The organism is Homoserinimonas sp. OAct 916 (assembly GCF_003260275.1).
Lineage (GTDB): Bacteria > Actinomycetota > Actinomycetes > Actinomycetales > Microbacteriaceae > OACT-916.
Genome location: NZ_QJHB01000006.1, coordinates 187,363 through 212,883 on the forward strand (window position 1 = coordinate 187,363; position 25,521 = coordinate 212,883).

The 25,521-nt window shown below is 63.7% G+C and carries 25 protein-coding genes and 4 tRNA genes; 17 read left to right on the forward strand and 12 right to left on the reverse strand.

From position 1 onward, the window contains the following. The first annotated feature begins 215 nt into the window (after window positions 1-215). Together DL891_RS08860 and DL891_RS08865 are read left to right on the forward strand one after the other, a co-directional pair. Window positions 216-1,736 (forward strand): molybdopterin-dependent oxidoreductase, encoded by a 1,521-nt coding sequence (locus DL891_RS08860; protein ID WP_111720063.1) that lies wholly within the window; start codon window positions 216-218, stop codon window positions 1,734-1,736. A gap of 3 nt (window positions 1,737-1,739) precedes the next feature. After that, a complete protein-coding gene (locus DL891_RS08865) occupies window positions 1,740-1,988 on the forward strand; it encodes a hypothetical protein (RefSeq protein WP_111720064.1) in 249 nt (82 codons plus the stop codon). Between the two features lie 375 nt (window positions 1,989-2,363). Here DL891_RS08865 and DL891_RS08875 read toward each other — a convergent pair. The 3 genes from DL891_RS08875 to DL891_RS08885 all read right to left on the reverse strand — a co-directional run bounded on the left by DL891_RS08875 (window position 2,364) and on the right by DL891_RS08885 (window position 2,672). Next, a tRNA-Val gene (locus DL891_RS08875) sits at window positions 2,364-2,435 on the reverse strand. A 28-nt stretch (window positions 2,436-2,463) separates the two neighbouring features. After that, window positions 2,464-2,537: transfer RNA gene (locus tag DL891_RS08880), tRNA-Cys, on the reverse strand. 63 nt (window positions 2,538-2,600) lie between these two features. Then, window positions 2,601-2,672, reverse strand: a tRNA-Gly gene (locus DL891_RS08885). Window positions 2,673-2,854: 182 nt separating this feature from the next. On the opposite strand from DL891_RS08885, the gene DL891_RS08890 reads away from it, so the two are divergent. The 8 genes from DL891_RS08890 (at window position 2,855) to DL891_RS08925 (ending at window position 9,135) form a co-directional block, all read left to right on the forward strand. Beyond that, window positions 2,855-2,930 (forward strand) — tRNA-Val (locus DL891_RS08890). A gap of 242 nt (window positions 2,931-3,172) precedes the next feature. After that, the gene (ureA, locus tag DL891_RS08895) at window positions 3,173-3,475 is read left to right on the forward strand and encodes an urease subunit gamma (RefSeq protein WP_111720066.1); all 303 of its coding nucleotides are present in this window, start codon (window positions 3,173-3,175) and stop codon (window positions 3,473-3,475) included. Between the two features lie 230 nt (window positions 3,476-3,705). Further along, window positions 3,706-4,017, forward strand: a complete 312-nt coding sequence (locus DL891_RS17790) for an urease subunit beta (protein ID WP_111720135.1) — start codon at window positions 3,706-3,708, stop codon at window positions 4,015-4,017. Then, the gene (locus DL891_RS08905; protein ID WP_111720067.1) at window positions 4,010-5,719 is read left to right on the forward strand and encodes an urease subunit alpha; all 1,710 of its coding nucleotides are present in this window, start codon (window positions 4,010-4,012) and stop codon (window positions 5,717-5,719) included. The genes DL891_RS17790 and DL891_RS08905 overlap by 8 nt, the downstream gene beginning before the upstream one ends. Window positions 5,720-5,735: 16 nt before the next feature. After that, window positions 5,736-6,407, forward strand: coding sequence for an urease accessory protein UreF (locus DL891_RS08910; protein ID WP_111720068.1), 672 nt, complete (start codon window positions 5,736-5,738; stop codon window positions 6,405-6,407). A 25-nt stretch (window positions 6,408-6,432) separates the two neighbouring features. Beyond that, the gene (locus tag DL891_RS08915; protein WP_111720069.1) at window positions 6,433-7,251 is read left to right on the forward strand and encodes an urease accessory protein UreD; all 819 of its coding nucleotides are present in this window, start codon (window positions 6,433-6,435) and stop codon (window positions 7,249-7,251) included. A 23-nt stretch (window positions 7,252-7,274) separates the two neighbouring features. Next, window positions 7,275-8,027, forward strand: coding sequence for an urease accessory protein UreG (ureG, locus tag DL891_RS08920; protein WP_111720070.1), 753 nt, complete (start codon window positions 7,275-7,277; stop codon window positions 8,025-8,027). Window positions 8,028-8,061: 34 nt separating this feature from the next. Beyond that, window positions 8,062-9,135 carry a HoxN/HupN/NixA family nickel/cobalt transporter gene (locus DL891_RS08925; RefSeq protein WP_198668830.1) on the forward strand — a complete coding sequence of 358 codons (1,074 nt, stop codon included), beginning with the start codon at window positions 8,062-8,064 and terminating at the stop codon, window positions 9,133-9,135. A 76-nt stretch (window positions 9,136-9,211) separates the two neighbouring features. Here the strand turns inward: DL891_RS08925 and zapE are convergent, their stop codons facing one another. Continuing rightward, window positions 9,212-10,249, reverse strand: a complete 1,038-nt coding sequence (gene zapE / locus DL891_RS08930) for a cell division protein ZapE (RefSeq protein ID WP_111720072.1) — start codon at window positions 10,247-10,249, stop codon at window positions 9,212-9,214. 158 nt (window positions 10,250-10,407) lie between these two features. On the opposite strand from zapE, the gene DL891_RS08935 reads away from it, so the two are divergent. Continuing rightward, window positions 10,408-11,310: a sulfurtransferase gene (locus DL891_RS08935; RefSeq protein WP_111720073.1), complete on the forward strand. Its 903-nt coding sequence runs from the start codon at window positions 10,408-10,410 to the stop codon at window positions 11,308-11,310. 40 nt (window positions 11,311-11,350) lie between these two features. Continuing rightward, window positions 11,351-11,809 (forward strand): SufE family protein, encoded by a 459-nt coding sequence (locus DL891_RS08940; protein ID WP_111720074.1) that lies wholly within the window; start codon window positions 11,351-11,353, stop codon window positions 11,807-11,809. Here DL891_RS08940 and DL891_RS08945 read toward each other — a convergent pair. Continuing rightward, window positions 11,793-12,869 (reverse strand): S9 family peptidase, encoded by a 1,077-nt coding sequence (locus tag DL891_RS08945; RefSeq protein WP_232819082.1) that lies wholly within the window; start codon window positions 12,867-12,869, stop codon window positions 11,793-11,795. The two genes, DL891_RS08940 and DL891_RS08945, sit on opposite strands and share 17 nt — an antisense overlap. A gap of 175 nt (window positions 12,870-13,044) precedes the next feature. On the opposite strand from DL891_RS08945, the gene DL891_RS08950 reads away from it, so the two are divergent. The 4 genes from DL891_RS08950 (at window position 13,045) to DL891_RS08965 (ending at window position 18,288) form a co-directional block, all read left to right on the forward strand. After that, complete coding sequence (locus DL891_RS08950; protein ID WP_111720076.1) at window positions 13,045-13,668, forward strand: DUF3000 domain-containing protein; 624 nt, start codon at window positions 13,045-13,047, stop codon at window positions 13,666-13,668. Next, window positions 13,665-14,873, forward strand: coding sequence for an HRDC domain-containing protein (locus tag DL891_RS08955; protein WP_111720077.1), 1,209 nt, complete (start codon window positions 13,665-13,667; stop codon window positions 14,871-14,873). Before DL891_RS08950 ends, DL891_RS08955 begins: the two co-directional genes overlap by 4 nt. Window positions 14,874-14,949: 76 nt before the next feature. After that, a complete protein-coding gene (locus DL891_RS08960) occupies window positions 14,950-16,146 on the forward strand; it encodes a thiolase family protein (RefSeq protein ID WP_111720078.1) in 1,197 nt (398 codons plus the stop codon). 6 nt (window positions 16,147-16,152) lie between these two features. Next, entirely contained in the window at window positions 16,153-18,288 is a 2,136-nt protein-coding gene (locus DL891_RS08965) for a 3-hydroxyacyl-CoA dehydrogenase NAD-binding domain-containing protein (protein ID WP_111720079.1), read from the forward strand. Window positions 18,289-18,417: 129 nt separating this feature from the next. Here DL891_RS08965 and DL891_RS08970 read toward each other — a convergent pair whose 3' ends face one another. The 6 genes from DL891_RS08970 to dut form a co-directional block, all read right to left on the reverse strand. Next, a complete protein-coding gene (locus tag DL891_RS08970) occupies window positions 18,418-18,969 on the reverse strand; it encodes a DUF1254 domain-containing protein (protein WP_232819083.1) in 552 nt (183 codons plus the stop codon). Between the two features lie 106 nt (window positions 18,970-19,075). Continuing rightward, window positions 19,076-19,678, reverse strand: a complete 603-nt coding sequence (locus DL891_RS08975) for a DUF1214 domain-containing protein (RefSeq protein WP_111720081.1) — start codon at window positions 19,676-19,678, stop codon at window positions 19,076-19,078. Window positions 19,679-19,844: 166 nt separating this feature from the next. After that, on the reverse strand, window positions 19,845-22,670 hold the full coding sequence (gene acnA, locus DL891_RS08980) for an aconitate hydratase AcnA (protein WP_111720136.1): 2,826 nt from the start codon (window positions 22,668-22,670) through the stop codon (window positions 19,845-19,847). A gap of 98 nt (window positions 22,671-22,768) precedes the next feature. Next, window positions 22,769-23,599 carry a DUF3159 domain-containing protein gene (locus DL891_RS08985; RefSeq protein WP_111720082.1) on the reverse strand — a complete coding sequence of 277 codons (831 nt, stop codon included), beginning with the start codon at window positions 23,597-23,599 and terminating at the stop codon, window positions 22,769-22,771. A gap of 10 nt (window positions 23,600-23,609) precedes the next feature. Continuing rightward, window positions 23,610-24,227 carry a DUF3710 domain-containing protein gene (locus DL891_RS08990; protein WP_111720083.1) on the reverse strand — a complete coding sequence of 206 codons (618 nt, stop codon included), beginning with the start codon at window positions 24,225-24,227 and terminating at the stop codon, window positions 23,610-23,612. Continuing rightward, the gene (gene dut / locus DL891_RS08995; RefSeq protein ID WP_111720084.1) at window positions 24,224-24,682 is read right to left on the reverse strand and encodes a dUTP diphosphatase; all 459 of its coding nucleotides are present in this window, start codon (window positions 24,680-24,682) and stop codon (window positions 24,224-24,226) included. Before dut ends, DL891_RS08990 begins: the two co-directional genes overlap by 4 nt. A 39-nt stretch (window positions 24,683-24,721) precedes the next feature. Between dut and DL891_RS09000 the strand changes: the two genes are divergently transcribed. Continuing rightward, window positions 24,722-25,180, forward strand: a complete 459-nt coding sequence (locus DL891_RS09000) for a DUF3093 domain-containing protein (RefSeq protein WP_111720085.1) — start codon at window positions 24,722-24,724, stop codon at window positions 25,178-25,180. 18 nt (window positions 25,181-25,198) lie between these two features. Here DL891_RS09000 and DL891_RS09005 read toward each other — a convergent pair whose 3' ends face one another. Next, on the reverse strand, window positions 25,199-25,492 hold the full coding sequence (locus tag DL891_RS09005; RefSeq protein WP_111720137.1) for a DUF4193 domain-containing protein: 294 nt from the start codon (window positions 25,490-25,492) through the stop codon (window positions 25,199-25,201). Window positions 25,493-25,521 lie beyond the last annotated feature (29 nt).

Genomic DNA, 25,521 nt, shown 5'->3' on the forward strand with positions numbered 1-25,521 from the left:
CAGGTTCGCTGCCACCGGCCGGTGGCGGATGTTCACGTCGCCACAGATATTCGTGCGGCGCGCCGCCGCAGAAAACTCATTCGGTCCCGGATTCGTGGCTCTGATCAGGTGACCGAGGCGTGACTACTACATTGTGTAGAAAAGATCTCTCCCGATCTGCTTGAATGGGAGCGCACCATCTTCATCCGGTCACCCCTCTACAGATACAGGCGAACATGGAAAACCTCGATTTCCCGTTATGGTTGCGGGCGACGCACCTCATCAACTTCGTGCTCATCGGCATGCTTCTGCGCTCAGGCTGGGAGATGCTCTCGTCGCTGCCGCGCCTCTGGTGGCGGAACGACTGCGCTCCCGGCACAGAATGGTTGCGCTTCACCAGGCGCAAGCTGCCCAAGGAGGAGGGTGTCTATACCTCGCTCATGGACGAGCGATCACTTTCGCCGCTCATCGGGTTGCCCGGTCGCGAGAACATCGGGCTCGGGCGCCACTGGCACGGCCTGTCCGTCATGTTGTGGGTGCTCAATGGTTTTGTTTATGTGATCCTGCTCTTCGCCACCGGGTTGTGGCAACGCATCATCCCGACCTCGTGGGATGTGATCCCCAAGGCCTGGGACTCATTCGTCATCTATGCCGGGTTCGGTGTTCCGTCGATCGAACACTTTCAGCCGTATGACGCGCTCCAGATGATCGGGTACACCTTCGTCATCTTCATCCTCGCGCCATTCATGATCGCCAGCGGCATTGCCATGGCGCCGGCCATTCGAAGCCGTTACCCGTGGTACGTGAAGCTCTTCGGCGGCCACCAGGGCGCACGTTCGTTGCACTTCATCGCGATGGTGCTGATGAGCGGGTTCATTGTCATGCACGTCAGCCTGGTCTTCCTGGTGCACCGGGAGTACAACGTCGTGCACATGGTCTTCGGCGACGTGGACACTGCGCGTTACGCCCAGGCACTCGTCATCATGCTGGCGACCATCGTTGCCGTGCTCGTGTTCTGGATCGGGCTGAGCTACTGGACTCTCGCCGACCGGCCGCGCGCGCACCGTCTGCTGGTGCCCGCCACCGAGATCGGCCGCAAGATCTTCCTCAACTGGATGCGTCCGCGCAACGCCGAGCAGTCCACCTACACGGACAAGGACATCTCCGAGTTCCACTGGACCAATGGCCTGCCTCCGACCGAGGAGGAGTCCCCCGAGTGGATTGCCGCTCGCGAGAACGGCTGGGATGGCTACACCATCACGCTTGCGGACGACATCAACGGAACGACCAAGGTACTCACGATGGACGACATCCGGAAGTTGCCACAGACCTCGTACATCGCCACCCACACCTGCATGCAGGGTTGGTCGGCGACGTCGAGGTGGACCGGTGTTCGCCTGTCGGATCTGCTCGCCGAGCTCGGCCCCAGGCCTGAGGGCGCCAACTATGTACTCGTCGATTCGTATGGACTCGCGCAGAAGATGATCGACAACCGACCACGTGAACCGTTCTATGCTGCGTTCGATATCGAGACTGCGGCTGAGGACGACTCGATTCTCGCGTATGAGCGCAACGGGAAGCCGCTGGAACTGTACCTGGGGGCTCCGGCACGTGTCAGGGTCGAGTCGAATCACGGCTACAAGATGGTCAAGTGGGTGCGCTCGATCAGGTACGTGGCCGACTACGCCGACCACGGTGACGGTCGTGGTGGCACGCGCGAAGACTCTGCCCTGCAGGCCTTCAACGGTAGGATCTGAGCCATGACAGACAGCCACATCACCTCAACGACGCTTCGTGTCGCAGGGGTGCGAACCGATCATGAAGTCATCCGCGCGCTCCAGGCCCTGTACAACGTGTTTGCCGAACTGGGGCTCGGACAGGCGACCTTTGAGGTCACGCACGCCGGGCCGGCCGAACTGTTCATCAAGCACATGGACACGGTCACGGTGGACGTCGCCGCGATCAATGCGGCGTTGGCTTCGGCTGGCGACTTCCGCGTGGTCGACTGAATCAACGATACTGGCTCGGGCCGGCCACCTTCGGGTGGCTGGCCTGAGCCATTTTTGTTTGAGCCACTGCTTCGGCCGGTGCTGTAACGAAAGAGGACACGATCCCGGTCGCGGCGATGGCGTTCATGCAATACGCGAGCTACTTTCGAGCGATTGTCCAGTCACGGAGGAATGAGTTCCCCGGGCCCACGTCATTGGAGTCTGGCGCGCCACTCGGAACGCTTTGCCCCGGTCTGAACAGGGGCGATGTGTTCCAACAGGCGCTGCGTGCGTTGAGCAGCAGCCGGGATCATCAAAAGGCCATTTCGAAGGTCATTGCTGTGGCCCTCTATAAAACAAAAGCACCGCCAGACTTGAGAGTCCGCGGTGCTTGAGTGGGCGATACTGGGATCGAACCAGTGACCTCTTCCGTGTCAGGGAAGCGCGCTACCGCTGCGCCAATCGCCCATACCTCGTCCGAGTTTCCCCGGCCAGGTGGAGGTGGAGACGGGATTTGAACCCGCGTATACGGCTTTGCAGGCCGCTGCCTCGCCTCTCGGCCACTCCACCGTGTCTCATACTCGTATTACTTTTGAGCGTTTGTGTTCTGGTGGCGAAACCAGAACATACTCGAGCGGATGACGAGATTCGAACTCGCGACCCTCACCTTGGCAAGGTGATGCGCTACCACTGCGCCACATCCGCATTGCTCGCGTTTTTGCGTGCTTAGTGACTCTAGTCGATGCGGGACCATATTTTCAAACGCACGATTCCAGACGGTGTGTCGCCCCGGTTTTCGGGGGTGGCCAACAGGGCCGCAAGATTCGACTAAGATCGTAAACCGTGGCTCGCGCGCGCTCTATGAGGGCATCCGGGCGGGCCGCACAGGGCGATTGGCGCAGTTGGTAGCGCGCTTCCTTCACACGGAAGAGGTCATCGGTTCGAGTCCGGTATCGCCCACCACTCAGGAGTTCTTGTCACGCTTCGATCTACATTGGCGCCCGATCTCGTGACGTGTGGATACTGCGGGTCCACCCGTGACCACTCCCCACCGATGTCGCACAAAGCGTTGACTCCCCCAACCGCCGGTGGTAGCGTCAGCACCAGCATTTCCGATGATGGAAAGATACGAATCACCTGATCAATAACGCTTTCCCGAGGCATCACGCCCCGCTCGTTTGCAGCATTCGCTTGGGAGAACTTCCATGTTTTTGAGCATGCACGAACAAGAACGTCTCATGGTCTACGCGGCTGGAAAGCTCGCGCTTGAACGCAAGGAACGCGGCCTCAAGCTGAACCTCCCGGAAGCCACGGCCTTCATCGCCGCCTATCTCCTTGAGGGAGCCCGCGACGGCAAGTCGGTCGCAGACCTCATGGAGGCTGGCAGACACGTGCTCGGCCGCCACGATGTGATGGAGGGGGTGCCTGAGATGCTCGCCCAGGTGCAGATCGAGGCGACTTTCCCCGACGGAACAAAGCTCGTCACGGTGACGGAGCCCCTGCAATGACCAAGACTCCGAATCCATTCGAGAATTCGGAGCCGATTCCGGCTGATCCGTCGGCCCCGCTCCACGCTTCGGATGATCCCGGTCGTGACTATCCAGATGCCACGCCCACCCGCCACGGCACCCTGCAGTCGTCGGGCGTCAGCGGCCCGAGCGAGCCACGACGAGCCGGCACCGGAGAACGTCAGGCGCCGCGCCGCGAATCGGCGAACCGGCTCGGCGATTCAGACCCGATCATCCCGGGCGAAGTGCTGTATGGCCAGGACGACATCGAAATCAACGCCGGCCTCGAGGTCACGACGCTGCGTGTCGTCAATGGTGCGGATCGGCCGATACAGGTCGGTTCGCACTTCCATTTCGCCGAGGTGAATGCCGCGTTGGAGTTCGACCGGGCAGGTGCGTGGGGCCAGCGCCTCAACGTGCTTTCCGGCGGTTCACTGCGTTTTGAACCGGGTGCCGTCGAAGAGGTCGAGCTCGTGCCCATTCAAGGCAAGCGAATCGTCCCCGGCCTGCGCGGACTATGTGGAGGAAACCTCGATGGCTAAGATCTCGCGCTCCGAGTACGTCGCCTCCTACGGGCCGACGACCGGTGACCGCATCCGTCTCGCCGACACCAACCTGGTCATCGAAGTGGAGGAGGATCGGTGCGTCGGCGGGGACGAGTCCGTCTTCGGCGGCGGCAAGTCGATCCGCGAGTCGATGGGGCAATCCCGCGCGACCCGCGCCGAAGGCACCCCCGATCTCGTCATCACCGGCGCGGTCGTGCTGGACCACTGGGGGATCATCAAGGCGGACATCGGCATTCGGGACGGCCGCATCACCGCCCTCGGCAAGTCCGGCAACCCGGACACCATGAACGGCGTGCATCCCGACCTCAGGATCGGCCCGTCGACAGAGATCATGTCCGGCAACGGGCTCATCCTCACCGCAGGCGCGGTCGACACCCACGTGCATTTTGTGGGACCCCAGATGCTGCAACTCGCGCTCGCCTCGGGAACCACCACCGTTGTCGGCGGCGGCACCGGCCCGACGGAGGGGTCGAAGGCGACGCTCACCACACCGGGTTCCTGGTGGATGGCTCGGATGCTGGAGGGCTTCGAGCCCTGGCCCGTCAACGTGCTGTTCCTGGGCCGGGGCAACACGGTTTCACACGAAGCCCTGTGGGAACAACTGCGTGGGGGTGTCGGCGGGTTCAAGGTGCACGAGGACTGGGGCGCGACCCCGGCCGTGATCGACGCCGCCCTCCAGGTGGCCGATGACTCAGGCGTTCAGGTTGCCATCCACTCTGACACGCTCAACGAGGCCGGCTTTGTCGAGGACATGCTGCGCGCAGTGAATGGGCGCACCTTTCACTCCTTCCACACGGAGGGGGCCGGTGGGGGCCACGCCCCGGACATCATTCGGATCGCCGGCGAACCCAACGTACTTCCCGCGTCCACAAACCCAACGCGGCCATTCACGAAGAACACAATCGACGAGCACCTCGACATGGTGATGGTGGCCCACCACCTCAACCCGCGAGTGCCCAACGACCTGGCATTCGCGGAAAGCCGGGTGCGCGCCGGCACCATCGCGGCCGAAGATGTCTTGCAGGACCTCGGGGCGATCTCGATCATGTCCTCCGACGCCCAGGCAATGGGTCGCATCGGGGAGGTGATCCTGCGCACCTGGCAGACCGCGCACCAGATGAAGAAGATCCGCGGGTCCGCCCCTGGTGACGGCCATGCCGACAACAACCGTGCACGTCGCTACGTGGCCAAGTACACGATCTGCCCGGCCATCGCCCACGGGCTGGAGAAGCACATCGGCTCGGTCGAGGTCGGCAAAATGGCAGACCTCGTGCTATGGCAACCCGCACTCTTCGGGGTTCGCCCCACTGTGGTGTTCAAAGGCGGAGTCGCGGCCACAGCCGCGTTGGGCGACCCCAACGCATCCATTCCCACTCCGCAACCGGTGCTGGAACGCACCGGTTTCAGCGTCAACACCCCGGCCGCGGCCGCCACCAGCGTCGCATTCGTCTCGCAGGCGGCGATCGACGATCACCTGGCCGACCGGCTGAACATCGCACGCCCTCTGGTCGCGATCGAGAATTGCCGCGGCCGCACGAAAGCGGACCTGCCGGAGAACTCCGCCCTCCCCCACATCGAGGTCGACCCGAACAGCTACGCGGTGACCGTCGACGGTGAACTCATCGATCACGAGCCAGCCGAAGAGCTGCCGATGGCGCAACGCTACTTCCTCTTCTAGGCAACGCGGTATTCCGATGACCCCCAACGCGGCCCTTCTCCTTCTCGCGGATGGGCGCCTGCCCGCTGGCGGATACGCCCATTCGGGCGGCTTCGAACCGACGGCGCGCCTCCAGGGGCTCAATGATGCGGCCGCCCTTGAGGACTTTCTGGAGGGCAGGGTCACCACGTCCGGTTTCGTCGCCGCCGCATTCGCGGCGGCCGCCTGCGCGGCAGCGCACGCAGGCAACATCGGGCGACTGGGCCAGCTCGACCCCGAACTCGACGCCCGCATGCCCTCCCCCGCCGTGCGTGCCGTCTCGCGCGCACTCGGGCGCCAGCTCCTACGGGTGATCACCCGCATCCACCCGCATCCCGTCCTCGCGACGCTCGACCCTCACGCTCATCAGCCAACCGTCTTCGGGGCCGCCGCTGCGAGCTTCGATCTGAGCCCGCAGGACGCGGCACTCGCGGTGCTGCACGAGACGATCACCGGCCCGGCCTCAGCTGCTGTGAAAGTGCTCAGCCTCGACCCATACGAGGTGCACTCTGCGTTGGCGCGCCTGACCGGGCTGCTCGATGAGCTCGCTGTGCGTGCCGCGGCACACGCCCTGGACGACCCGGACCAGCTGCCCGCAGACGCATCTCCGCTGCTCGACATCGCCGCCGAACATCATCGTAGTTGGGACGTGCGTCTCTTTGCCTCCTGAATCTGCGGTCACGCACCCGGGTGCGATGTCCGCTCGGGCATCGCTGACGACCGAGCACACCATCGATCGCGCCGGCCGGGGCGTGAGCCGGGTGTACGGGCTCCGCTCCCAGGCACCACTCGTGCTTCGACCCACCCATCCCAAGAGCGCCGAACCGTTCACGCGGCACGCCACGAACGTCGCACGCGTCTCGTTGACGTCTGGTGCCGCAGGTCCGCTCGGCGGCGATCACTTCGAGCTTGAGGTTCGCGTGGGGCGCGGAAGCACACTGGTGCTCAATGAGGTGTCCGCCACCCTGCTGCTGCCCGGAGCCCGCGGCGGGCTCTCCCAGATGCGGATCACGATCACGGTGGAGGACGACGCGACTCTCGTGTGGCTTCCCGAGCCGGTGATAGCGGCCGAACACTGCAATCACGTGCAGGACATCGATGTGGCGCTCGGTACGAGTTCGCGCCTGCTGATGCGTGATGAACTGCAGCTCGGGCGCCACCGGGAGCCGCCCGGCAACCTCACCCAGCGCATCCGGGTCAGGCGAGTCGGACGCCCTCTCTTTCAGCAGCAGCTCACCGTCGGCCCCGCGACGCCGAAGTGGCGGAGTTCCGCGGTCGGCGGTGGTCACAAGTCCCTCGGAACGGTGCTGGTCGTGGATCCCGACTGGGGCGGTGACCCGCCGTCGGCTCGCATACTCGCACACGGCGCAGCCATGTTTCCGCTAGCCGGACCGGCGGTGCTGATCAGCGCGCTCGCCGACGACACTCTGACGACTCGGCGGCTCCTCGATCGAGGGGTGGCCCATCTCGGAGACCCCTGGGCGAGCGAAGCAGCTGCCGCACCATCTGCCTGAATCATCGAAAGAAGGAGCACACCGTGACCGACACGCACGACACCCCCCGCACCCGTTCACTCCGCCTCGGCGTTGCGGGGCCCGTAGGAACCGGTAAGAGCTCTGTGATTGCGATGCTCTGCCGGAAGTTGAACGAGGAGTTCACCATGGGGGTGATCACCAACGACATCTACACCGACGAGGATGCACGTTTTCTCCGCTCTGCCGGTGTGCTGCCGTCCGAGCGCATTCGCGCCGTCGAGACCGGCGCCTGCCCGCACACCGCCATCCGTGACGATGTCACCATGAATCTGCTGGCCGTCGAAGATCTCGAGAAGGACTTCGCGCCGCTCGACATCGTTCTCGTTGAGAGCGGTGGCGACAATCTCACCGCCACCTTCTCCCCCGCTCTGGTCGACGCTCAGATCTTCGTGCTCGACGTTGCCGGTGGTGGCGATGTCGCCCGCAAGGGTGGGCCGGGTATTGCTCGAGCCGATCTGTTGCTTGTGAACAAGATCGACCTCGCAGAGTACGTCGAGGTGGATGTGGAGCAGATGGTGAAGGACGCCCAGTCGGCCAGAGACGGCAGGCCCGTCCTCGCCCTGTCAAAGAAAATGCCGGATACCGTCGAAGCGCTGTGTGAGTGGGTTCGGCAATTGCATGCTGCTCATTCCAGGGGCGTCCACACCCCCACCGATCCCGGACCGATGGCGCCGCACTTTCACGCGACCGACGAGGGCGGTTACGAGCACAGCCATGAGTCGGGTGACTCAAGCGGAGAGCACGCGCACCACTAGGCGCGGACCCCGCGTGACGGGACAGGAACGGTCGATGACGAGCGCAGAGCATACTTCTCGGAGTAGTTTCAGGCCCCTGCTCGCAATGGGACTGGTGACGGTGACCATGCTGGTGCTGGGCTGGGGAACCTTCTTCATCGTGATCCTGCCCGGTGAGTACCTGATGGGAAAGGCAGTATTCGGAACCGGGCTTGCGTTGACCGCTTTCACGCTGGGCGCGCGCCACGGATTCGACGCCGACCACATTGCGGCCATCGACAACACGACGCGCAAGCTCCTCGCTGACGGCGAACGCCCCATCACGGTGGGCCACTGGTTTGCCCTGGGGCACTCAACGGTCGTGATCGTCACGGTTGCGCTGCTCGCCGCGGGTTTCAACGCCCTCGCGGAGCAACTCACAACGGAACGGTCGGTCTTGACGACGTTCGCCGGAGTGTGGGGAGTGCTGATCTCTGGGCTGTTCCTCCTGTTCATCGGCATCACCAATCTCGTCTCGGTGCAGGGCATCTGGGGCGTCTTTCGGGGCATGCGAAGCGGCCAACTCGATGAGGAGGAACTTGAACGCGTGCTGAGGGGCCGGGGCGCGCTCTACCGGGTGTTCGGGCCGATCGCGCGCCGGGTCGACAAACCGTGGAAGATGTATCCGATCGGAATCCTGTTCGGTCTCGGCTTCGACACCGCGACGACCATCGCGCTCTTCGTCGTGGGCGGAACGGCCGCTTTGGCCGCTCCCTGGTACGTGGTGCTGGTGCTCCCGGTGCTCTTCGCGTCGGGGATGATCCTCGTGGACACTTTTGATGGCATCATCATGCACCGCGCCTACGCGTGGGCCTTCCACGCACCTGTGCGCAAGGTCTACTACAACTTGACGATCACCGTGCTGTCGGTCGCAGTCGCTTTTCTCGTCGGAGGGGTCGGGCTGACGACGCTCGTGGCCAATGCCCTGCACGCCGAGCACGGTCCGCTCGGGTGGATCGCGAACCTCAACCTCGAGGATCTGGGCTACTTCATCGTGATTATCCTCGTGCTTACCTGGGCCATCGCCTGGGGCTATTGGAAGATCGCAAAGGTTGAGTCTCGCTACGGCAATCAGGTGTCCTCACCGTAGGTTTGGGCCGGACTCAGCCGCAGCATCTCCCCACCCCCCGGATTGCCAACGGCGACGCCATCGTCCCGATTCGTCCTCAGGCGTCGGTGGCTGTGAGGGCGATCAGGCGAGAGCTCGCCCGCTGGTATTTCTTGCGATAGCCGCCGGCCAGCATGTCCGGGCCGAAGACGGTGTCCAACGGGATCCCGGTGGACACCACGGGGATCTGGGCGTCGTAGACGCGGTCTACGAAGGCCACGAAGCGCAGCGCATCAGATTGGTCGGTCAGCTCCACAGCATCGGTCAACCCGATCATGTCGACCCCGTTGAGAAGCTTGATGTACTTCGACGGATGAACCGTGCCCAGATGCTTGATCACAGCAAGGAACGAGTCATCGGTCACCGTCAGACCCTGCTCGACGGCACGGGTGATGGCTTGCTCGTACTCGGCAGGTGCGACGGTCTCTGCGTGCCCTTCGACGTCACGACGCCGGTAGTCGACCCCGTCGATTCGCAACGTCTGGAAATTGCTCGACATGGCCTGGATCTCCCTGAGAAAGTCGGCCGCGGCAAACCGTCCCTCGCCCAAAGAGTTCGGTGGAGTGTTCGACGTCGCGGCGACGCGCGTGCCGCTCGCAACCAGCTCGGCGAGGAGCCGAGTCATCACCATCGTGTCGCCCGGGTCATCCAACTCGAATTCGTCAATGCACAACAGGCTGGCACCCTTTAAGAGCTCAACCGCCCGCGCATAGCCGAGGGCGCCGACCAGAGCCGTGTACTCCATGAAAGTGCCGAAGTACTTGCGTCCCTTCGCCGCATGCCAGAGTGCAGCCAACAGGTGGGTCTTGCCCACGCCGAACCCGCCGTCCAGGTAGACACCCGGCAGCACCTGCTCCTTCTTCTTCGCTCGTTTGAACAGTCCGCCAGACTTCGCCGTCGAACCAGGTGCTGAGAATGCCCGAAGTGTTTCGACGGCGCCCGCCTGAGACGGGAACTCATCGTTGGGCCGATAGGAATCGAAAGTGGCAGCCCGGAATTGGCGCGGCGGTGTCAGATCGTCAGCGATCTCCTGCCCCGTGATGTCCGGGATGCGGGTGACCAGGCTGCTGACAGAGCGCGTCTGCTCTGGAATCATTGTGTATAGCCCTCTTTGTTTCGGCGAACGACCAACTGTTGCAGGCAAAGGTGCAGACAGGCACCCACAGTGCGTACAGTCGCAAGGGGGAACGCAACAAGCTTAATCGGCTCTGGGCCGCGTTGCGTGTTTCCACCCGCTACGCATGAAAGGCAGCAATGACCGTCCCATATGACAATTCACCGAAGTTCCACGACTACGCCCACCCCGAACGTCTGGTCTCAGCCGATTGGCTGGAAGAGCGCCTCGACACCCCCGGCATGGTCATCGTTGAGTCGAATGAGGACGTGCTGCTCTACGAGACCGGGCACATCCCGGGAGCCGTCAAGATCGACTGGCACACCGACCTCAACGATTCCGTGGTGCGTGACTATGTTGACGGCGAGGGCTTCGCGGCCCTGATGAAGGCGAAAGGCATCAACAGGGATGACACGGTCGTGATCTATGGCGACAAGTCGAACTGGTGGGCAGCGTATGCGCTCTGGGTGTTCACCCTGTTCGGGCATGAAGATGTGCGCCTGCTCGACGGCGGGCGAGACAAGTGGATAGCAGACGGTCGACTGGTCACAACCGAGATCCGGCCGATAAAAGAGACCGACTACCCGGTGGTCGAGCGACAGGATGACGATATTCGTGCCTACCTTCTGGATGTCCTCGCCCATTTCGGAAATCCGCTGATCGACGTGCGATCACCGGAGGAGTACCGCGGTGAGCGCACCACGCTGCCGTCGCACCCGGAGGAGGGTTCCCTGCGGGCCGGCCACATTCCCTCGGCGCACAGCGTGCCCTGGGGCACAGCTGCAAACGAAGACGGCACGTTCAAGTCGCGCAGCGAATTGGACGAGATCTACCGCGAACAGCTCGGACTCAGCGACTCAGACGACGTTGTCGCCTACTGCCGCATCGGAGAGCGCTCCAGCCACACCTGGTTCGTGCTGTCGCATCTGGTCGGACTCCCCCGAGTGCGCAACTATGACGGTTCCTGGACCGAATGGGGCAGCGCCGTCAGGGTGCCGATCGTCACGGGCGCCGAGCGCGGCGAAACTCCCGCTCCACGCTGAGCGGCCCGGTATTCGTGGCGCCGTGAGAGAATTGAGGGATATGACCGCATCACGCATCCCCCCAGAACTTGCCGCGATCCAGGAAGACTTCCTCGCCCTGGAATCAACCAACGATCGGTTGCAGTTCCTACTGGAGTTGGCGAACGAACTGCCTGAACTGCCCGAGCGTTATCAAGACCACCCGGAGCTTTTTGAGCGGGTCGTCGAGTGCCAGTCACCGGTGTTCATCTTCGTCGAGGTGACCGATGACATCGTTCACGTGTTCGCGACGGCGCCCCGAGAGGCTCCGACCACCCGCGGGTTCGCGTCAATTCTCGTGCAGGGACTGAGCGGCCACACGGTCGACGACGTTTTGGCGGTGCCCGGGGACTTCCCCCAGGAGATCGGGCTCACCCAGGCCGTGTCGATGCTGCGTATTCGAGGCATGACGGCGATGCTCGCGCGAATCAAGTATCAGGTTCGGGCGAGGCTGGATCAACCGGTCACCCCCGGTCCCTGAGCCACCCCGAAACAGCGGCGGTCCACGCCTCACGGTCGTGATTCCAGATCTTGGTGTGCAGCGCCTCCGTGAACTCAACGAAACGCACGATGTCGGGGCGGGCCGCGGCGAAAGCGCGCGAAGGTTCGATCGGAACGAAACCGTCGTCTTTGCTGTGCAGCAGCAGGATGGGAACGTCGAGCTCCCCCGCGCGCTTCACGAAGTCGATGCGGTCGAAGTCGACCATGGTGTCCATTCCTGTCAGCCAGCGGCCCCAATGCGATCCGACGATACCGAGCGCCGCTGACCCGACCAGGCGTGGGAGCCGCATCAGGTGGGCCTGGAACTGCAGGATGTTGACCCAGTCGATCGCCGGCGAGTCAAGAACGATGCCGACAATCAGATTCCGGAACTCGGAAGCAACCGCCGTCTGCAGGACGATTCCGCCGCCCATCGACCAGCCCATCAACACGATCTCGCGGGCTCCTCTGGCAACCGCGAACCGGATCGCGGCGTCCACATCCAGCCATTCGGTAGCGCCCATCCCGTAGCGATGGTCAGCGGATCGGGGCGCATCGCGGTCGTTCCGGTAGGAAATGAGCAGGCTGTTGAAGCCCGCCTCACGAAAGACGGGAACCGCCCTCAGACCCTCGGACCGCCGGGTGGCCCGGCCGTGCACCTGGATGACCCATCGGTCCCCGGCCGTCGGCGCCGGAATCAACCAGGCCGGGCAGTCGCCCACATCAGACGAGACAGTGACATCGTGCCAGTCGAACCCGAGATGCGCGGGGTCCATGTAGACCCATCCGGCCAGACGCCCCTTCGTTCCTGCACCGAGGTGTCCGTCGATGACCTCCAGGAGACGGCGACGCACCCGGTGGGAACCGAGGTGCAGGATCTCCCCCACTGTGGCGTGCCCGGTCTCGGCATCGAACCAGAAACTGTATTCGCCGTCGACCCGGCTCTCATCGTTCACGGTCAGATCGATCCAGCCGGCGGCTTCGTCCACGGCGAGAACACGCACGTCGGAGAAGAGGCGGTTCGGCGGGATCACCACTCGCCTGGCCATCACGATCGCCACGCCTGCGAATGCTGTTGCTGCGGCTCCAGCGACGGCTCCCACAACCGCACCGACAACGCGGGCAGGTGAGAGTGGCTCAAAGCGTCCCCTGGAGCGTCCTGCAGGCGTAAGAGATCGCCGGGGTCGCACGGCGAGTCTCCGAGAAACGGTCACGTCAGAACTCTAGTCTGCTTAGGTGTCCGAATCTTCTGCGCAAGCGCAGCTGCCCCCCGAGTTCGCGGCGGCTGTGGCCTCGATCGAACGTGCCACCCACCGGGCAGAACTGACGGTCACGACGATACCGGCGCCGGCGAAACTTGCGCCTCACTCCATCGCACTGGCCGCCGACATCACGCCGCAGACACACAGTCAGGATTCTGATCTCGGCACGGGCCGCTTCATCCTGCTGTACGACCCTGATGAGCCCGAGGCCTGGGGAGGCAGGTTCCGAGTGGTGTGTTTCGCCCAGGCGCCCCTGGAGGTCGAGATCGGCATTGATCCGTTCCTGGCCCGGGTGGCCTGGAGCTGGCTGGTCGATGCCCTCGATACACGCAACGCGAGCTATACCCAGGCATCGGGCACCGCCACCAGCATCGTCTCTACAGGGTTCGGTGAACTGGCCGCCCAGGGAGACGGCGCACAGATGGAACTCCGGGCATCCTGGACCCCGTTGGAGCACGACATCGGCCCCCACGTGCAGGGCTGGGGCGAACTGCTGTGCATGCTTGCAGGCCTGCCTCCTGAGAATGACGGCGTAAGCTTGTTGAACGCGCGACGTGTGGCGCATCCCCGAAACGAGAACGCCGAAAGCGCCCAATGACTGAACCGGTGCATACGCCCCCGGTGATCGATTCCCGGTCCGGCTATCGCTCCGCCGTGGCCGCCATCCGCGACGGTGACGGACCGGTCGCGATCGACACCGAGCGGGCATCCGGATACAAATATTCCCAACGGGCCTACCTGATCCAGGTCTTTCGCCGCGGTGCCGGCACCTTCTTGTTCGACCCACCCGCCGTTGGCCGTTTCGACGAATTGGCCGAAGAGATCATCAATGATGAGTGGGTACTTCACGCCGCCAGCCAGGATCTTGACGCACTCAGAGAAGTGGGCCTTGACCCCGTGCACCTGTTTGACACGGAACTCGCCGGCCGATTGCTCGGGCTGCCCCGAGTGGCACTGGGCACCGTGGTTGAGGAGCTGTTGGGGATTCACCTGAAGAAGGAGCATTCGGCCGCGGACTGGTCGATCCGGCCGTTGCCGGAGCCGTGGCTGGTTTACGCTGCCCTCGACGTGGAGTTGCTTGTCGACCTTCGCGACGTCATGGAGGACATGCTCGCCGACGCCGGCAAGATGGTGATGGCGGCACAGGAGTTCGAAGCGGTGCTGCAGGCACCGGCCAAACCGGCACTGGCCGAACCGTGGCGAAGACTGTCCGGGGTGAGCTCGCTGCGTGATGCCCAACAGATGGCGGTCGCCCGCGAACTCTGGCTCTCCCGGGATGCCCTGGCGCGGAACCTCGATATCGCGCCCGGTCGGCTGGTCCCGGATGCGTCACTGATGGCTGCCGTACGCGCGCAGCCGCAATCCCGCCAGGCGTTGGCAGCGATGAAGGATTTTCGGGGCCGGGCGAGCCGCACCGAGCTTGCCCGCTGGTGGCACGCCATCGAATCCGGACGGGCCAGCACCGAGCTACCCGATCTTCGTCCGGAGCGCACCGAACTGCCGTCGGCCCGTAACTGGCCCGATCGCAATCCGGAGGCCCACCAGCGGCTGAAGACGATGCGTGCGCTCCTTGCCGAGCGCGCTGACGAGTTGGAGATACCGGTGGAGAACCTGCTCAAGCCGAGTATCGTGCGGGATCTGGCCTGGGAACCGCCAGCGGATCCGACCGCTGAGCAGATTGCCGTCGCCCTGGAGCAGCACGGGGCCAGACCCTGGCAGATTGTGGAAACAGCCCAATTGATTGCCGCAGGCTTTGTGGAAGCCCTCCAAGCCGAGCCGTCACCAGATGAAAGCGCATCGTAGAAACGATCAAAGGATTCCGCCGGCCAACGGTGCAACCGTAGGATCGAATCAGGCTGAAAAATGAAGGCAGGACACTGTGGCTGAACAATCCGAAATATTCTTTGTAGACGGGATGCGCACGCCATTCGGTCGGGCCGGCGAGAAGGGTATGTATTGGAACACCCGCGCCGACGACCTGGTGGTCAAAGCGATGATGGGGGTGCTGGAACGCAACCCGCAGGTTCCGAAAGACCAGATTGACGATGTGGCGATTGCGGCGACCACGCAGACCGGTGACCAGGGGCTCACCCTGGGTCGCACCGCTGCGTTGCTCGCTGGCCTCCCCCGCAGCGTGCCAGGTTTTGCGATCGACCGGATGTGTGCCGGGGCGATGACCGCGGTCACCACCACTGCTGGTGGAATCGCGATGGGTGCCTACGATCTGGTGATCGCCGGTGGAGTTGAGCACATGGGGCACCATCCGATGGGGCAGGGTGTCGACCCGAACCCACGCTTCCTCGCCGAGAAACTTGTCAGCATGGACGCCCTGAACATGGGCAACACCGCCGAGCGCATCCATGATCGCTTCCCCCACCTGACCAAGGAACGCGCCGACCGATTCGCGCTTGGCAGCCAGCAGAAACTCGCGGCAGCCTACGAGGCCGGCAACATTCAGCCCGACCTGGTTCCCGTCGCGATCAAAACTGAGGCAGGCTGGGGTCTGGCCACCAGGGATGAAGCACCACGCCCTGACACGACGATGGAGGGACTCGCAGGGCTCAAGACCCCATTCCGTCCCCACGGCCGGGTCACGGCCGGTAATTCGTCCGGTCTGAACGACGGCGCAACCGCGGCCATTCTCGCCAGCGGCGCGATGGTCAAGAAGCTCGGTCTGACGCCGCGCATGCGTATGGTCACCTTCGCCTTCGCCGGAGTCGAGCCCGAGATCATGGGTCTCGGCCCGGTCCCGTCCACCGAGAAGGCATTGCGCAAGGCGGGGCTGACAATCGACGACATCGGCCTCTTCGACCTGAATGAGGCGTTCGCCGTGCAGGTGCTCTCGTTGCTCGACCACTTCGGAATTGCTGATGACGACCCACGGGTGAACCTCTACGGAGGCGCCATCGCAGTCGGGCACCCGCTCGCCTCCACAGGCGTGCGGCTGATGATCCAACTGGCCCGGCAGTTCGAACAGCGCCCCGACGTTCGATACGGCATCACCGCCATGTGCGTGGGCCTCGGACAGGGCGGCACCGTGATCTGGGAGAACCCGAACTGGAAGGGCAAGAGGTAGACGACGATGACCCCCGTTGCAGACAACATCATCCAACAACTGAAAGAGTTCTCGGCGGACGAGGTGGTGACTCACGCCTACGTTCGGGACATTCCCCTGACTGGCGGCCGCACCCTGGCCCTGATCACTCTCGACAACGACCGTGACCACACCCGGCCCAATACTTTCGGCCCCCTGGGGTTATTGGAGCTGGGAGCCGTGTTGGACGAGCAGACCGTGCGTGCTGCGCGCAACGAGATCCATGGCGTTGCAGTCACCGGCAAGCAGTACATCCTCGCTGCCGGGGCCGACCTGAGCAAGGTCAGCGAGATCCCGTCAGTGGAGGTGGGCCACGGCCTCGGTGAACTCGGCCACGACACGTTCAGCAAACTCTCCGAGCTGGGCGTGCCCTCATTCGTGTTCATCAACGGCCTCGCGCTGGGCGGTGGCACAGAGGTGGCACTCCATGCCGACTACCGCACCGTCGACTCGTCGATCGCCGGACTCGCGCTGCCCGAGGTCTTCCTCGGCCTGATCCCCGGCTGGGGCGGCGCGTGGTTGCTGCCCAACCTGATCGGCATCGAAAACGCCCTCAGGGTGGTCATCGAGAATCCACTGAAGATGAACCGGATGCTCAAAGGTCCGGATGTGCTGAAACTCGGCATCGCCGACACCATGTTCAGCCCGGCCAACTTCCTCGAGGAGTCCATTCGCTGGGCCGACGGAGTGATCTCAGGCACCACCGTGGTGAAGCGTGCGAATCTCCCCGGAAAGATCGAGCGGATGGCCAAGTGGGACGTCGCGATCGGCATTGCTCGCAAGCAGCTCGAGTCGAAGATCGGCACGGTGGCCAAATCACCCTATGTGGCGCTCGATCTGCTCAAAGCGGCGAAGAGCTCGACGAAGGAGGAGGGCTTCGCCGCCGAGAACGACGCGCTGGCCGCACTGGCCGCCGGCGACCAGTTTCAGGCGAGCATGTATGCGTTCAACCTGGTGCAGAAGCGTGCGAAACGTCCGGCAGGCGCCCCAGACAAGACGCTCGCTCGCCCGGTCACCAAGGTTGGCGTGATCGGGGCAGGCCTCATGGCGAGCCAGTTCGCGCTTTTGTTCGTGCGCCGCTTGCAGGTGCCCGTGGTGATCACCGACCTCGACCAGTCCCGCGTCGACAAGGGGTTGGAATACATCAACGGTGAGATCGACAAGCTCGCCGAGAAGGGCCGCATCTCGACCGACGAGAGAAACCGGCTCACCGCCCTGGTCAGTGGCACCACGGACATGGCGGATTTTGCCGACTGCGACTGGGTCATCGAGGCTGTGTTCGAGGAACTCGGGGTGAAGCAAGAGGTCTTCGCCAACGTTGAGAAGCACGTCTCCCCCGAGGCAATCCTGGCCACCAACACGTCGTCGCTCTCTGTCGAGCAGATCGGTGCGAATCTCGCGAACCCCGAGCGGCTGGTCGGCTTTCACTTCTTCAACCCGGTCGCGGTGATGCCGTTGATCGAGGTGGTGAAGACGCCACACACAACAGATGAGGCGTTGTCGACGGCCATGGTGACCGCGGCCAAGCTGCGCAAGAACGCGGTCATCACCCGGGACACCCCCGGTTTCGTGGTGAACCGCATTCTGGCGAAGCTGCTGGGTGAGGCCATGCACGCCGTCGACACCGGCACGTCGTTCGACGTCGTCAACGATTCGTTAAAGCCGTTCGGGCTGCCGATGACCGCTTTCGAGCTTCTCGAACTCGTGGGGCTCAAAGTGGGCGCCCACGTGCTCGACACCCACCACGCCGCCTTCCCCGAGCGCTTCTTCGAGTCGAAGAACCTGCACGCGTTGGCGGAGCACGGTCGGATCTTCGACCGTGACAGCAAGGGAAAGATCAAGGGGTTCGACAAGAAGGCCGTGGCGATCGTCGCCGGTGGAACCAGCCCGATGACGGCCGAACAGATCCTCACCCGGGTCGAAGACGGTCTGGCCGATGAGATCAAGCGCATGCTCGACGATGAGGTGGTGCACGCCGCCGAAGACATCGACCTGTGCCTGATCCTCGGGGCCGGTTGGCCGTTCCAGATGGGCGGGGCGACCCCCTACCTCGACCGGGTCGGTGCATCAGAGCGGGCCTTCGGCGGCACGTTCCACACTCCGATGATCAAGGGCATCGCGTAGGCGGAACCGACCAGATGGGCGTTCGGCCCCAATCGCATCGCCGGGGGCTGAGTGACCTCGGACTCCAGAGCCCTGCGACGGGGCACGATTCTGGGTCCGGCCTTAATTGGGCAATGCCAATGGATCCCGCTACTGATTCAGCGGCGTGAGCTGAATTTGCTGCGCCAGCGCGTAGGCGGCCGAAAGGTCGCTGTCGTTTTCAACGAACACACGGCCGATCACGAGAACAGAATTGTTTGGTGAAGAGATCTGGCTGAAGCCGATCGGCACGGTCCCCTTCCAACCGGGACCGCTGAGAAGAAAATCGCCGGCCGCGGTTCCCGTCGTACGCACGCCTACATACGCAAAATTGGCGCTTTCCGACGGGTCGGTGAGCTGCACACTGTAGTAGCGGCCGGCCATCTCCGGTACGTGCAGCACCCGCGGCCCCTTTCTCAAATTGATCCAGCCCCCGACGTAGAGCAGATCGTCTGCTCCGGTCGCCATCAACCCTGCTCCCGATTCTGCAGGCGAAGCGGTCGTGGGCACTGCGTAAAGTGTGTTGATGGGGATCGGGCCGCCGCCCAACCCGTGTTTGACGATCGCTTGCTTGTAGCCGTGGACGGTGATGCGTGGCCAGAGGAGAATGAATGCCGGCGCGCCGACCGCCCACACGATGACCGCCGCGACGGCGAGCACCACGACATCGCTCCATCCGCGAGAAAGTCGCTGGTAAACGACCCCCGCGAAAATTGCCAGGATGATGACTGTAATGGGAAACCCGTACTTCAGAATCAGGCGGTTCATGTCACCGCACCTTCACCACGGGCGGCAAATGGTATGTGCCGTCGAGAATTGCTGCGCCGGGCAGATACGCGCGGAGCATCAGCTTGAACGCGCCGGGAGGCGTCGGCAACCAGTTCTGCTCGTACCCGGCCGGGGCCGCTGACTGGATATAGAGGTCGATTGAACCGTCGGCATTCTGGGTGAGATCTGATCGGTTGCCAACGCTGTAGCGGTTGATGGGGTTTTTCACCATGTACCCCGCGGCATCTGTCGGCGTCAGCGACCAGAACGCGTCATTCGGCGGGAGGCCGCCGGCCGCAAAATGGATCGTATATCCGTGCCTGCCTCTGAGCGTCTGTCCTGAGCCGTCTTGGGCGGTCGTCCAGTATGCGGCCTCTTCAAACGCGTTGACCACGGGCAGGGCTTTGGCGCAGGCGGCTCGGACGAGGATTCCGTTACCCGGCTGGCCGCATCTGGGGATGGCGCTCCAACCGTTGACGGTCGTTGTGATCGACCGGCCTACGGCGTTCAGGATGAGGATCGCAGTCAAGAATGCGAACACGGCGCCGATGATGATCCCTTGCACCACACCGGAGCCTGAAACCCACGCGAGAACATTGGCCATATTCGCACCTTAGCCCTGTTCCCGTGGTTGAAGAAGAATGAGAACCGACACGCCAAAATGATCGCGTCCTGGTGGGCGAACGCCTTCAGACCACGCCTTCTCTTCCACCCCGACGAAGAAGAACCCCACACGAATCTCGTGCGGGGTTCTTCTTCGTCAGTTGTTGCTAGGCGGCGAGACCGCGCAGCACGTACTGCAGAATTCCGCCGTGACGGTAGTAGTCTGCCTCACCGGGGGTATCGATGCGCACGTCAGCGTCGAACTCGATCGGCGCCTTGCCCTCGGGCGAGTGGGCAGTCGGTACCGCCGTAACCCGCACCGTCTTCGGCGTGGAGCCGGAATTCAGCTGGTCCACCCCGGAGATCGAGATCTCTTCGGTGCCATCCAGTCCGAGCGATTCCCAGCTCTCCCCTGCCGGGAACTGCAAGGGAAGCACCCCCATACCGATCAGGTTGGAACGGTGGATGCGCTCGAAGCTCTCGCAGATGACCGCTGAGACGCCGAGCAGGCTGGTGCCCTTCGCCGCCCAGTCACGGCTGGAGCCGGAACCATACTCCTTGCCGGCCAGCACGACCAGCGGGATTCCCGCCTCCTGGTAGTTCTGGCTGGCGTCGTAGATGAACGACTGCGGGGCATCGGTTTGCGTGAAGTCGCGGGTGTAGCCGCCCTCCACACCGTCGAGAAGCTGGTTCTTCAACCGAATGTTCGCGAACGTTCCGCGGATCATGATCTCGTGGTTTCCCCGGCGTGAGCCGTAGGAGTTGAAGTCCATGCGGTCGACACCGTGCTCGGTCAGGTAGTGGCCGGCCGGGCTGTCGGCCTTGATCGAGCCGGCCGGGCTGATGTGGTCGGTGGTGACCGAATCGCCCAGCTTGGCCAGAACCCTGGCCCCGGAAATGTTGCTGACCGGAGTGATCTCCATGGTCATACCGTCGAAGTATGGGGGTTTGCGCACATACGTCGACTTTTCGTCCCACTCGAAGATCGCGCCATCAGGTGTCGGCAGTGAACGCCAACGCTCGTCGCCCTCGAAGACACCGGCATACTGTGTCAGAAACATCTCCTTGTCGATCGAGGATTCGATCGTCTCCTGAACCTCGGCCTGGTCCGGCCAGATGTCCTTGAGGAACACCGGCTCACCGTCATTCCCGGTGCCCAGCGGCTCCGTGTCGAAATCGAAGTCCATGGAACCGGCCAACGCATACGCGATCACCAGCGGCGGGCTGGCAAGGTAGTTCATCTTCACATCGGGGTTGATGCGGCCCTCGAAGTTGCGGTTTCCGGAGAGCACCGCGGTGACAGCGAGGTCATTCTGATGGACGGCGTCGGCCACCTCCTTGATGATCGGTCCCGAGTTGCCGATGCAGGTGGTGCAGCCGTAGCCGACCAGGTTGAAACCAAGGTTCTCCAGGTACGGGGTGAGCCCGGCCTTGTCGTAATACTCCGTGACCACTTTGGAACCGGGGGCCAGCGTGGTCTTCACCCACGGCTTGGTCTTCAAGCCCTTCTCACTCGCATTGCGTGCGAGCAACCCGGCGGCGAGCATCACCGACGGGTTCGACGTGTTGGTGCAACTGGTGATGGCGGCAATCGCCACCGAACCGTGGTCGACCGTGTAGCTGACGCCGTCGCGGCCGGTCACCTCGACCGGATCGCTGTCGCGGCCGCCGACCACTCGTGTGTCGACGATCTGGTGGGCCGACTGGCTGTCCTCCGGGGTCATGCCGACAGGATCGGACGCCGGGAACGTGTCTTTCAGCGCGTCATCCATTCGGGAGACCGACATGGACGTGTAGTTCTTCAGGTCAAGCGCGAACTGATCCTTCGCCTCGGTCAGTTCCACGCGGTCCTGGGGGCGCTTCGGGCCGGCGATCGACGGCACCACGGTCGCCAGGTCGAGTTCGATGTATTCGCTGAACACTGGCTCGGTCTCGGGGTCGTGCCAGAGCTTCTGAATCTTGGAATATGCCTCGACCAGTGCCACCTGCTCGTCACTGCGCCCGGTCAGGCGCAAGTAGCCGAGGGTGACGTCGTCGATGGGGAACATGGCGGCGGTAGAGCCGAACTCGGGGCTCATGTTGCCGATGGTGGCGCGGTTCGGCAGCGGAACGGCGGCAACACCGGGGCCGTAGAATTCGACGAACTTGCCGACGACACCGTGTATTCGCAGCATCTGGGTGATGGTGAGCACCACGTCGGTCGCGGTCACCCCGGCTGGGATCTCACCGGTGAGCTTGAAGCCCACAACCTTCGGAATGAGCATGGACACCGGCTGGCCGAGCATTGCAGCCTCGGCCTCGATGCCGCCCACTCCCCAGCCCAGCACACCCAGTCCGTTGACCATGGTGGTGTGGGAGTCGGTTCCGACGCAGGTGTCTGGGTAGGCCTGCAGCACGGCACCGTCTGCGGTCTGCACCTCGCGGGCCATGGTGACCGGGGCGAGGTGTTCGATGTTCACCTGGTGCACGATGCCGGTGCCGGGCGGAACGACCTTGAAGTCGTTGAATGCGGTCTGGCCCCAACGCAGAAACTGGTAGCGCTCACCGTTTCGCTCGTACTCGATCTCCACGTTGCGCTCGAACGCGTTCGTGGTGCCGAACAGGTCGGCCACGACGGAATGGTCGATCACCAGCTCAGCAGGGGCCTGCGGGTTGATCTGGCTGGGGTCGCCGCCGAGTTCCACGACCGCCTCGCGCATGGTGGCGAGGTCGACGATGCATGGCACTCCGGTGAAGTCCTGCATCACAACACGTGCAGGGGTGTACTGGATCTCCGTGTCCGGCTCGGCTCCGGCATCCCAGCTGCCCAACGCGGTGATGTGCTTAGTGGTGATGTTTTTGCCGTCTTCGGTGCGCAGCTGGTTCTCCAGCAGCACCTTCAAGCTGAATGGCAGCTTCTCGTGCCCGTCGACCGCGTCGATGCGGAAGATCTCGTAATCCTTGTCGCCGACACGCAACGTGTCCTTTGCGCCGAAACTGTTCAACCCAGCCACATGCACTCCTTCATCCATTTATCTTGACGTCGAGATAATTCTACCAGATCACGATCGGCCGGGCTCCCGACCGTGCCCGTGCCGGGCGTGTCAGGTGTTCAGCTTTCAGGCGGTTTCGAAGCCGCCGGGGCGGGCGTGAACACGGCCCTGACCATGAGCCAGCTCAGCAGCAGCAGCGGCGCATACAGGGGCAGCCCCATCGCCAGTCGCGCTCCCGCAAGCCACGACACATAGTCCGGGTCAGACTGGCTGGCCAGGTAGAGCGGCAGTTGCACCGCAAGGCGAAGGGCGAACATGCCGACCCAGACCAACGTCAGCACCTGCATCGCGTAGAACTTTCGGCGTTGCCGGCGCCAGGCGGTGCCGTCGCCCATCAGGTAGCCCGCAGCAAGTCCGATCAGGGGCCAGCCAACCAGTACGGATGCGAGCAGTACGACCCCATAGCCGGCGTTCGTGTACAAACCGATCACGAAGTTGTCTTCGGGCCGATTGGTCAGCAACGCGAGTGCGGCGGATGCTCCGACTCCGATCAGCCCGGCGAGAGCCTGGGTGAGCGGCGTGCGTTGCGCAAGGCGTGCAAGGGTGAAGAGCACCGCCACGCCCACCGAGAGGGCAAGAGTGAGTGGCAGCGACCGGGTGACGGTGTAACCAACGAGGAACAGTAGCCCCGGAAGTACGGTCTCGACGATGCCCCGCGCACCCCCCATCGCCGCCAGGAGTGCCCGGCCGTTCGGCACACTGCCGTCAGCCGCGGGTCCGAGCCCAGCCCGTTTGGCCGCGGCCTCGACGCTGCCGGCGATCGTGGCGTCCCAGTCGGCGGCGGTCGCCTCGTCACCACCACCGGTATTCGAGGGTGGCGACGACGCGGTGTCTGCCGGCTGGTCTGGGCGTTTTTTCGCCGAGGGCTGACCCTCGCCGTTCATCGACATGGTGCTGCCGTCAGACGTCGGTTGTGTCCGCGGCGTCGGCCGGCATGTGCAGGGGGATCAAATCGCGCGGCGGCATCGGGGTGCCACCGCGAACGACGACGATGCTGCGGAACAGGTCTTCCACCGCTTCGGCCGCTTCCGGGTTCACCGCGCCTTCACCGGCGATCACGCCGCGCAGAAACCAGCGTGGACCGTCGACACCGACGAACCGGGCAATACGGGTGGTTCCGGCTTCGGCCGATCCGGCGGCCAGAGGGATCTCCGCGACCAGTTCGGGGCCGAAAACGCCGTCGCGCTCAGTGGCGGTGCCGCCCTGCTTCTGGATCTGGTCGGCAATCTGTGCCCGGATCTCGTGCCAGAGCCCACTGGAGCGCGGTGCGGCGAACGGCTGCACCTGCAGGCTCGTGCCGGCGAAGTCGAGTCCAACAGCAACGACGCGCTTGGTGGACTCTTCGACCTCGAGCCTCAGCTGCAGCCCTTCCCTGGGCAGAATTTTGACACCGCCCAAATCGATGTAGGGCCGAACCGGGTTGGCTTCGGTCTCATCCAACGGGCCTGCGCTGTCACGGTCTGCGGGAGCCGATTTTTCCTGATCGATGTCTTCGAACGGGGTCTGGGGGTCACTCACGTTACGTCTCCTGAATCATCTGTGCTGTATCCGGTGGATCCGAACCCGGCTGAGCCCCTCTGGCTCCCCGGAAGTCGCTCCACCCGGGTGAATCGCGCCTGGGCGACCGGTTGAACAACGATTTGGGCGATCCGGTCGCCGATGTTGACGGTGTACGGCTCCCGGCTATCGGTGTTGATGAGAGTCACTTTGATCTCGCCCCGATAGCCCGCATCGATCAGCCCCGGCGCGTTGACGATGCTGATGCCGTGCCTGGCCGCAAGGCCGCTCCGCGGAACCACAAGCGCGGCGTAGCCGGCCGGGAGCGCAATCGCAGTCCCTGTGCCTACTGTCGCTCTGGCCCCCGGCGCCAGCGTCACTCGTTCGGAGGCGGTCAGGTCGGCCCCGGCATCGCCGGGGTGGGCGTAGCCCGGCACCCGGTCGCCTGCGAGCAGAACATCCACTATTTCGGTCACGTGTCGAGGTTAGTGCAGATAACTGGCAAGAATAGAGTCATGACTCAGTTTCGTGAAAAGCTCTGGCCCGCACCGGGTTGGTTCGCGGCGACCGCACTCGTGATCCCGGCCAGCCTGCTGGCGCTCGCCCCCATTTCAATGTTTGCGGGGATCATCACTGCGGTGGTGCTCTACGGCGGATGCGTGGTGGGTCTGCTTCTGGCGAGCCCGGAGATCACCGTGGCCGACGGCCACCTTCACGCCGGCAAGGCGCAGGTTTCGCTCGATCACGTTGGCCGGGTCGAAGCGTTTCGCGGGCGGGAGGCGTTCCAACAGCGAGGAGCCGATCTGGATGCCCGGGCCTGGCTGCTCATCCGCGGCTGGGTCCGTGATGTGGTGCGCGTGCAGATCGTCGATCCGGCCGATCCGGCGCCGTACTGGTTGCTTTCCAGTCGCCGCCCCGACGACTTGGTCGCCGCACTCGAGGGAGCGCGGCGACCCCGTCCAGACCTTCAGTGAAGCGTCACTCCGGAAAGTTCAGGCGGCACATTCTTGGCAGATTGGCCCCAACTTGGTCTCGTGGTGCATCTGTGAACGATGCCGCACGAGGAAGCAGTTCACACAGGTGAACTCATCCGCCTGAGGCGGCAACACAACGACCTCCAGATCGAGGTCGGACAAGTCAGCGCCCGGCAGTTCGAAACCGCCCGGGTTGTCAGCGTCATCGACGTCTACAACCCCACTCATTTTGTCCGGCACACGCTCTTTCAGCGCTTCAATCGAGTCGGAATCGTCTTCGTTCTTGCGCGGTGCGTCGTAATCTGTCGCCATGCCCATCCACTTCTTCTTTTAGCCTCGGC

What these genes read in the sequence shown, in the direction of transcription:
- DL891_RS08985 (WP_111720082.1), bottom strand. Translation starts at nt 23,599, where the DNA reads ATGTCGATGAACGGCGAGGGTCAGCCCTCGGCGAAAAAACGCCCAGAC.
- DL891_RS08925 (WP_198668830.1), top strand. Translation starts at nt 8,062, where the DNA reads ATGACGAGCGCAGAGCATACTTCTCGGAGTAGTTTCAGGCCCCTGCTC.
- DL891_RS08940 (WP_111720074.1), top strand. Translation starts at nt 11,351, where the DNA reads ATGACCGCATCACGCATCCCCCCAGAACTTGCCGCGATCCAGGAAGAC.
- DL891_RS09000 (WP_111720085.1), top strand. Translation starts at nt 24,722, where the DNA reads ATGACTCAGTTTCGTGAAAAGCTCTGGCCCGCACCGGGTTGGTTCGCG.
- DL891_RS08865 (WP_111720064.1), top strand. Translation starts at nt 1,740, where the DNA reads ATGACAGACAGCCACATCACCTCAACGACGCTTCGTGTCGCAGGGGTG.
- DL891_RS08965 (WP_111720079.1), top strand. Translation starts at nt 16,153, where the DNA reads ATGACCCCCGTTGCAGACAACATCATCCAACAACTGAAAGAGTTCTCG.
- DL891_RS08975 (WP_111720081.1), bottom strand. Translation starts at nt 19,678, where the DNA reads ATGGCCAATGTTCTCGCGTGGGTTTCAGGCTCCGGTGTGGTGCAAGGG.
- ureA (WP_111720066.1), top strand. Translation starts at nt 3,173, where the DNA reads ATGTTTTTGAGCATGCACGAACAAGAACGTCTCATGGTCTACGCGGCT.
- DL891_RS08915 (WP_111720069.1), top strand. Translation starts at nt 6,433, where the DNA reads ATGTCCGCTCGGGCATCGCTGACGACCGAGCACACCATCGATCGCGCC.
- DL891_RS08910 (WP_111720068.1), top strand. Translation starts at nt 5,736, where the DNA reads ATGACCCCCAACGCGGCCCTTCTCCTTCTCGCGGATGGGCGCCTGCCC.
- DL891_RS08905 (WP_111720067.1), top strand. Translation starts at nt 4,010, where the DNA reads ATGGCTAAGATCTCGCGCTCCGAGTACGTCGCCTCCTACGGGCCGACG.
- DL891_RS08860 (WP_111720063.1), top strand. Translation starts at nt 216, where the DNA reads ATGGAAAACCTCGATTTCCCGTTATGGTTGCGGGCGACGCACCTCATC.
- zapE (WP_111720072.1), bottom strand. Translation starts at nt 10,249, where the DNA reads ATGATTCCAGAGCAGACGCGCTCTGTCAGCAGCCTGGTCACCCGCATC.
- DL891_RS08955 (WP_111720077.1), top strand. Translation starts at nt 13,665, where the DNA reads ATGACTGAACCGGTGCATACGCCCCCGGTGATCGATTCCCGGTCCGGC.
- DL891_RS09005 (WP_111720137.1), bottom strand. Translation starts at nt 25,492, where the DNA reads ATGGCGACAGATTACGACGCACCGCGCAAGAACGAAGACGATTCCGAC.
- DL891_RS08935 (WP_111720073.1), top strand. Translation starts at nt 10,408, where the DNA reads ATGACCGTCCCATATGACAATTCACCGAAGTTCCACGACTACGCCCAC.